We start from the raw sequence: 6,872 nt of genomic DNA on the forward strand, positions 1-6,872 counted from the left end.
ATCCAGCACCTCGCCGGCATGAAGGACAGCAAGGTCATCGTCGCGATCAACAAGGACGAGGAGGCGCCCATCTTCCAGGTCGCCGATTATGGCCTCGTCGCCGACCTGTTCAAGGCGGTGCCGGAGCTGACGGCCGAGCTGGGCAAGGCGTAATCGGCCGGTCCTCCTCGGAAGACCAGCGGCCCAAAGACAAGCGGGAAAGCTCATATGTCCACGATCAAGAAGATTGGCATCATCGGTGCCGGCCAGATGGGCAGCGGCATCGCCCACGTCTGCGCGCAGGCGGGGTACGAGGTCGTCATCTCCGACATCAGCCCGGAGATTCTGCAGAAGTCGGTGGCCGCCATCTCCAAGAACATGGACCGTCAGGTTCAGAAGGGGAAGCTGACGGAGGCCGACAAGACGGCGGCGATCGCCCGCATCTCCACCGGTTCCGACCTGTCCGTGTTCCATGACGCCGATCTCGTGGTCGAGGCCGCGACGGAGAACGAAGCGCTCAAGCGCGAGATCTTCAAGAAGCTGGTCCCGAACCTGAAGCCCGAGGCACTGATCGCGACGAACACCTCGTCGATCTCGATCACCCGCCTCGCGGCCTCGACGGACCGCCCGTCCAAGTTCATGGGCATGCATTTCATGAACCCGGTGCCGGTGATGCAGCTCGTCGAGCTGATCCGCGGCATCGCGACGGACGAGGCGACCTTCAACGCGATCAGCGAGCTGACGGCGAACATCGGCAAGACCGCGGCGGTGGCCGAGGACTTCCCGGCCTTCATCGTCAACCGCATCCTGCTGCCGATGATCAACGAGGCGGTCTACACCCTCTATGAGGGGGTGGGCGGCGTCCAGGCCATCGACACGGCGCTGAAGCTGGGCGCCAACCACCCGATGGGCCCGCTGGAGCTGGCGGACTTCATCGGTCTGGACACCTGTCTGGCGGTCATGCAGGTCCTCTACGAGGGTCTGGCCGATAGCAAGTACCGCCCCTGCCCGCTGCTGGTGAAGTATGTCGAAGCCGGCTGGGTCGGCCGCAAGGTCGGCCGCGGCTTCTACGACTACTCCAAGAATCCGCCGGTCCCGACCCGCTGACGCGGCGGATAAGGACGGACGACGCAGCGAAGCCCGCTCCGGGAAACCGGGGCGGGCTTCGTGCATTTGCGGAACCGCTGCGCTCGCGCTCTGTTCGTCCCGCAGGGGAACGGCCCATAAGGGACCAAGGCGAACAGCGGAAAGGACGGGGGCGATGCGGCACGGCTTCCTGACGGCGATGCTTGCGGCCTTCCTGTCCGGCCCGGTCCTGGCGCAGGCGCCGGGCTCCGTCCCGGCCTCGCCCTCCACCCTGTCCCGGCAGGAGCGCAACTTCATCGCCGAGGCGCTGGCCGACGGCATGGCCGAACAGGCGCTCGGCAAGCTGGCCCAGGACCGGGCGGAGACGGAGCCGGTCCGCCGCTTCGCCCGCCGCATGGCCGACGATCACGGGCTGAAGACCGACCGGCTGGCCGGCATGGCGCTGCGCCACGGCATCCCCATCCCGCGCGAGCCGGGCCTGTCCGCCCGCGCCCACATGTCCAGCCTGCGCGACACGCCCGATGGCGCCTTCGACCGCCGCTACATGGCCGCAGAGGAGGAAACCCACGCCCGCGCCATCAAGCTGTACGAGGCGCAGGCCGAACGCGGCGGCGAGACCGGCGACTTCGCCCGCGACGCCCTGCCCATGCTGCACAGCCATTTCGAGGAGGCGCGGGACATCATGGCCGACTTGGCCCGCCGCCCAGCCCCGCCACAGACCCAGGCGCCGCCGGGGGATGCCCCGCCGGGAACGTCGGGATCGTCGGAGTGACACAAATTCCCTCGCCCCTCCGGGGAGCAGGAACTTGGACGCATCACCCGCCCGTCTTTACCACACCGCCGCGGTTGTCGCGGTTCGGGCCGCCGCCGTTGCCCATGTGCTTGCGCAGGAAGGCGATGACTTCCGGCGAATCCCATTCCACCGCCCCTTCGATGCGGCCAAGCTCGCGGCCCTCCTGGTCGACCAGCAGGGTGGTCGGCAGGCCGCGCAGCTTCAGAGTCTGCATGGAGGCGCTCGACGGGTCGAGGTAGAGGGCGAGGTTCTTGACGCCGGTCCGCTGGTAGAAGGGCTGCACCTGATCCTTGCCGCCGCGGTCCACCGAGAGAGCCACGACCTGGAAGCCCGGCCCGCCCAACTGCGCCTGGAGGCGGTCGAGCGCCGGCATCTCCTTCACGCAGGGCGCGCACCACGTCGCCCACAGGTTCAGCAGGACCAGACGGTCCTTGAACTCCGACAGGTCGACCCGGCGCCCCTCCCCGTCCAAGAAGGGCAGCTCCGGCACCGGCGTCAGCGGCTCCATGTAGCGGAACTTGTCGAGACCGACCGCCGTCACCCCGGAGGACGGCTGGTTGGCCGGCTGGTCCAGCGTCAGCACGGCGGGCGGCGGTGGGGCCGAAGGCCCGGCCAGCGCCATCCACAGCCCGGCACCGCCCAGCGTCACACAAAAGATTGCGGTGGCCGCCAAAGTCCGCATACTCACGCTTCCCGTCCTCCCATCCGTATTGTGTCCGTCATGAGCGCCGAACAGCCCAAGCCGAACTCACAAGACCGCGCCACCCAAGACGGCTCGGCCCCGGCCGCCAGCCAGATGTGGGGCGGCCGCTTCGCCCGCGGTCCCGCCGCCATCATGGAGAAGATCAACGCCTCCATCGGCTTCGACAAGCGGCTGGCCGACCAGGACATCGCCGGGTCGAAGGCCCACGCCGCCATGCTGGCGCGTCAGGGCATCATAACCCAGGCCGACGCCGATGCCATCCGCGATGGGCTGGACCGGGTCAAGGAAGAGATCGACTCCGGAGCCTTCACCTTCAAGGTGGAACTGGAGGACATCCACATGAACGTGGAGGCCCGGCTGGCCGAGCTGATCGGCGAGCCGGCCAAGCGCCTGCACACCGGGCGGTCGCGCAACGATCAGGTGGCGACCGACTTCAAGCTGTGGGTGCGCGACGCGCTGGACCGCGCCGACCAGGGGCTGAAGGCGCTCCAGGCCGCCCTCATCAATCTGGCGGAGAAGCACACCGACACAGTGATGCCGGGCTTCACCCACCTCCAGGCCGCCCAGCCGGTCAGCTTCGGCCACCATCTTCTGGCCTATGTGGAGATGTTCGGGCGCGACCGCGGCCGCCTGCGCGACGCCCGCGCCCGGCTGAACGAGTGCCCGCTCGGCTCCGCCGCGCTGGCCGGTACGCCCTACCCCATCGACCGCTTCATGACGGCCCAGGCGCTGGGCTTCGACCGGCCCACCGCCAACTCGCTGGACGCCGTCTCGGACCGCGACTTCGCGCTGGAGTATCTGGCCGCCGCCAGCATCTGCGGCATGCACCTCTCCCGTTTCGCGGAGGAGATCGTGCTGTGGTGCTCGGCCCAGTTCCGCTTCATCAAGCTGACGGACGCCTTCACCACCGGCTCCTCCATCATGCCGCAGAAGAAGAACCCCGACGCGGCGGAGCTGGTGCGCGCCAAGGCCGGGCGCGTCATCGGCAGCCTGAACAGCCTGCTGGTCGCCATGAAGGGCCTGCCGCTGGCCTATTCCAAGGACATGCAGGAGGACAAGGAGCCGGTCTTCGAGGCCGACGACACGCTTGCGCTGTGCATCGCCGCCATGGAGGGCATGGTGCGCGACATGCAGCCGAACGTGCCAGCGCTGCGCGAGGCGACCGACCGCGGCTTCCTCAACGCCACCGACCTCGCCGACTGGCTGGTGCGGGAGCTGAACATCCCCTTCCGCGAGGCGCACCACATCACCGGGCGCGCCGTGAAGGCGGCGGAGGACAAGCGCGTCGGGCTGACCGCCCTGACGCTGGAGGAGTTGCAGGCCGTCGAGCCGCGCATCACCGAGTCCGTCTTCCCGGCGCTGAGCATCGAGGCGTCGCTGGACAGCCGGCGCAGCTTCGGCGGCGCTTCCCCCGTCCGCGTGCGCGAGGCTGTCGCGGCGGCGCGGGAGCGTTTCCTGTGAGGCGCCCGCTGCTGATCCTGGCGACCGCCGCCGTCGCGCTGACGCTGGCCGGCTGCGGCAAGAAGCCGAGCTTCGTCGATCCCCCGCAGGGCAAGGAAGCCGACAAGTTCCCGCAGCCCTACCCGAACCCGAAGACCGACCCCAAGCCCGGTCAGCCGTCCTCCGGAGCCCGCTTCCCATGAGCGCCTTCGCCTACCGCAACGGCGTGATGCACGCCGAATCCGTGCCGCTGTCCACCATCGCGGCGGAGGTCGGCACCCCCTTCTACTGCTACTCCACGGCGGCGCTGGAGGCGCATTACAGCGCCTACGCCGGAGCCTTCGCGGGGCAGGACGCCGACGTCTGCTACGCGGTGAAGGCCAACTCCAACCTCGCGGTCATCCGCGCCTTCGCCCGGCTGGGCGCCGGCGCCGACGTGGTGTCGGGCGGCGAGATGCGGCGCGCGCTGGCCGGCGGCATCCCGGCCGGCAAGATCATCTTCTCCGGCGTCGGCAAGACACGCGAGGAGATGCGCGCCGCCCTGGAAGCCGGAATCCACCAGATCAACGTGGAATCCATCCCGGAGGTAGAGGCCCTGTCGGAGGTCGCGGTCAGCCTGGGCGTCACCGCGCCCATCGCCTTCCGCGTGAACCCGGACGTGGACGCCAAGACCCACGCGAAGATCGCGACGGGCAAGAAGGAGAACAAGTTCGGCGTCGACTACGACCACGCGCGGGAAGTCTACGCCCAGGCCGCCAAGCTGCCGGGGATCAAGCCGGTGGCCATCGCCGTGCACATCGGGTCTCAGTTGACCGACCTCGCCCCCTTCCGCGCCGCCTACGAGCGGGTAGCGGCGCTGCTCCACGTCCTGCGCGAGGACGGGCACGACATCACCCGGCTCGACCTCGGCGGCGGGCTGGGCATCGTCTACAAGCACGAGGCGCCGCCGGACATCGCCGACTACGCCGCCATGGTGAAGTCGATCACCGGCAACCTCGGCTGCCGCATCTCGCTGGAGCCGGGCCGCTCGCTGGTCGGCAACGCCGGCATCCTGGTGTCGCGGGTGATCTACCTGAAGCAGGGGCTGCACCGCCGCTTCGTCATCATCGACGCGGCGATGAACGACCTGATCCGCCCCACCCTCTACGAGGCCTATCACGGCATCGTCCCGGTGACCGAGCCCGCCAGGGGCGCCGCCACCGAGCCCTACGACGTCGTCGGTCCGGTCTGCGAGAGCGGCGACACCTTCGCGCTCCAGCGCGCGCTGCCGGCCATGGCGCCGGACGAGCTGGTGGCCATCCTGTCGGCGGGGGCCTATGGCGCGGTCATGTCCTCCACCTACAACACCCGCCCGCTGATCCCGGAGGTTCTGGTGAACGGCGACCAGTTCTCGGTCATCCGGCCGCGCGTGTCGGTCGAGGAGTTGCTGGCGCTGGACCGCGTGCCGGACTGGCTGAAGGACTGATCCACAACGGTTGCGGGCCTGCAATAACCGCTGCACAGAACCACCCATAAGGCGTATGATTCCCCGTTCGAGAAACGGGCGGGGAACATCATGGAGTGGGACGCGGCCTATGCCATCGGACAGAGCGCTGTGGACGGAGACCATCAGCGCCTGTTCCAGCTGTTCAACCAGTTCAGCGCGGCCATCGCCGCCGGGGAAACGCGGGAATCCGCGAACCGCTTCCTGCGCGAGCTGGCCGATTATTCGGCCTATCATTTTCGCCGCGAGGAAGGGCTGATGCACGCGGTCGGCTACCCCGACTACACCAAGCACAAGACGATGCACGACACCTTCGCCGACTTCGTCCGCCGGCAGTCCGACTCCGGGACGCGCGATCCGGAGGAGGTGCAGTTCCTCCAGAGCTACGTCGAGATGTGGCTGTGCGGCCATATCCTGGTCATGGACAAGTGGTTCGGCGAATGGCTGGACGGGCGGAGCGGGAATCCCCGCGCGGCGGCCCCGACGGCCTGAGGGCCGGGCCGCGGAAGCCCGGCGCTCAGAACCTCCGGACCGGGCGCCGTCTATTTCTTGTAGGGATTGGCCGCCCACGTCTTCAGGTAGGACACGAGTTCGGCGTCCCCGTCATAGTACAGCCACTCGGTTTCCTCCTTCGACAACGGCTTGGTCGGCGACGGCCGATAGAGCTTGTCGTAAGGCACCGAGAAAACCCCCAGATCGGGCGCCGTTTCGAGAATCTTCTTCACCCAGCCCTCGGCCCGGTCATAAAGGGCTTCGTAATCCGTGGCGACGGACAGGAAGGGGTTGTCGTTCGAGTTTTCCGACTGGCTGCCGTACGAGCTTTGCTTGAGCGCCCAGTCGTTCAACACCGAATCGCTGGGTTTGGCGAAGCCGCCGCCGACGGTGTTCCGGCGGCGCGACCTCCAGTCGGTCGCTTTGGCCTTGTCGGCGAACCGATAGACAAGGACATGTCCGGGCTTGGCGGGGTCGAGCGTGTATCGTTCACCGGTGGCGTTCGCGGTCGAGAAAGTCTTGGGGCTTGGCATGGGGCCGCTCCTGATCGGATGCTGTTGGACGGGCGCGATGCGCCTCGCCTTCTGGAGAACGACCCACCGTCCGCGGCCGTGAAATGGGTGGGCACCGCGCCCTGAGTCATCCATTGGCCCGCCATATTTTGGACATGGCCCGATGTTTCGGTAAGGAACCGGCATGCCGGACCGCGACAGACGGCGCAGCCGAGCCTATATCCTGACGATGTTCCGGCGGCGGCTTCTCCTCCCGCCCGGTGCCTGACCTGACGGGAGAGCGGCATGAGCGACAGCAAGGACGGGTTCCGGTTCCCCCTGCGCAAGGAGGCACCACCCGCGCCCTGTCTCTTATACACATCTCCGAGCCCACGAGACTATAAC

The 6,872-nt window shown here is 68.1% G+C and carries 8 protein-coding genes and 1 pseudogene; 7 read left to right on the top strand and 2 right to left on the bottom strand.

What is annotated here, in order from left to right; all coding sequences use genetic code 11:
• From Q4I23_RS28710 to Q4I23_RS28720, 3 genes and pseudogenes are all read left to right on the top strand, one after another.
• Positions 1-153: pseudogene (locus Q4I23_RS28710) on the top strand (electron transfer flavoprotein subunit alpha/FixB family protein); the annotation flags it as partial.
• A 54-nt stretch (positions 154-207) separates the two neighbouring features.
• Positions 208-1,086 carry a 3-hydroxybutyryl-CoA dehydrogenase gene (locus tag Q4I23_RS28715; RefSeq protein WP_237905682.1) on the top strand — a complete coding sequence of 293 codons (879 nt, stop codon included), beginning with the start codon at positions 208-210 and terminating at the stop codon, positions 1,084-1,086.
• Positions 1,087-1,240: 154 nt separating this feature from the next.
• Positions 1,241-1,837 carry a DUF4142 domain-containing protein gene (locus tag Q4I23_RS28720; RefSeq protein WP_498528472.1) on the top strand — a complete coding sequence of 199 codons (597 nt, stop codon included), beginning with the start codon at positions 1,241-1,243 and terminating at the stop codon, positions 1,835-1,837.
• Positions 1,838-1,880: 43 nt separating this feature from the next.
• On the opposite strand, the gene Q4I23_RS28725 is transcribed toward Q4I23_RS28720, so the two are convergent.
• On the bottom strand, positions 1,881-2,540 hold the full coding sequence (locus Q4I23_RS28725; RefSeq protein WP_454017920.1) for a TlpA family protein disulfide reductase: 660 nt from the start codon (positions 2,538-2,540) through the stop codon (positions 1,881-1,883).
• Positions 2,541-2,579: 39 nt separating this feature from the next.
• On the opposite strand from Q4I23_RS28725, the gene argH reads away from it, so the two are divergent.
• The 4 genes from argH (at position 2,580) to Q4I23_RS28745 (ending at position 5,976) form a co-directional block, all read left to right on the top strand.
• The gene (gene argH / locus Q4I23_RS28730; protein ID WP_498528473.1) at positions 2,580-4,022 is read left to right on the top strand and encodes an argininosuccinate lyase; all 1,443 of its coding nucleotides are present in this window, start codon (positions 2,580-2,582) and stop codon (positions 4,020-4,022) included.
• Positions 4,019-4,204: a hypothetical protein gene (locus Q4I23_RS28735; RefSeq protein ID WP_237905678.1), complete on the top strand. Its 186-nt coding sequence runs from the start codon at positions 4,019-4,021 to the stop codon at positions 4,202-4,204. The genes argH and Q4I23_RS28735 overlap by 4 nt, the downstream gene beginning before the upstream one ends.
• Positions 4,201-5,466, top strand: coding sequence for a diaminopimelate decarboxylase (gene lysA, locus Q4I23_RS28740; protein WP_237905677.1), 1,266 nt, complete (start codon positions 4,201-4,203; stop codon positions 5,464-5,466). The genes Q4I23_RS28735 and lysA overlap by 4 nt, the downstream gene beginning before the upstream one ends.
• Positions 5,467-5,556: 90 nt before the next feature.
• On the top strand, positions 5,557-5,976 hold the full coding sequence (locus tag Q4I23_RS28745) for a bacteriohemerythrin (protein WP_454017533.1): 420 nt from the start codon (positions 5,557-5,559) through the stop codon (positions 5,974-5,976).
• A gap of 50 nt (positions 5,977-6,026) precedes the next feature.
• Here the strand turns inward: Q4I23_RS28745 and Q4I23_RS28750 are convergent, their stop codons facing one another.
• Positions 6,027-6,509 carry a hypothetical protein gene (locus Q4I23_RS28750; RefSeq protein ID WP_498528474.1) on the bottom strand — a complete coding sequence of 161 codons (483 nt, stop codon included), beginning with the start codon at positions 6,507-6,509 and terminating at the stop codon, positions 6,027-6,029.
• Positions 6,510-6,872 lie beyond the last annotated feature (363 nt).

This window comes from Azospirillum sp. UFLA03-27, assembly GCF_059803775.1.

Coding starts and splice junctions, on each gene's coding strand:
- Q4I23_RS28715 (WP_237905682.1), top strand. CDS start 208: ATGTCCACGATCAAGAAGATTGGCATCATCGGTGCCGGCCAGATGGGC.
- Q4I23_RS28720 (WP_498528472.1), top strand. CDS start 1,241: ATGCGGCACGGCTTCCTGACGGCGATGCTTGCGGCCTTCCTGTCCGGC.
- Q4I23_RS28725 (WP_454017920.1), bottom strand. CDS start 2,540: ATGCGGACTTTGGCGGCCACCGCAATCTTTTGTGTGACGCTGGGCGGT.
- argH (WP_498528473.1), top strand. CDS start 2,580: ATGAGCGCCGAACAGCCCAAGCCGAACTCACAAGACCGCGCCACCCAA.
- lysA (WP_237905677.1), top strand. CDS start 4,201: ATGAGCGCCTTCGCCTACCGCAACGGCGTGATGCACGCCGAATCCGTG.
- Q4I23_RS28745 (WP_454017533.1), top strand. CDS start 5,557: ATGGAGTGGGACGCGGCCTATGCCATCGGACAGAGCGCTGTGGACGGA.
- Q4I23_RS28750 (WP_498528474.1), bottom strand. CDS start 6,509: ATGCCAAGCCCCAAGACTTTCTCGACCGCGAACGCCACCGGTGAACGA.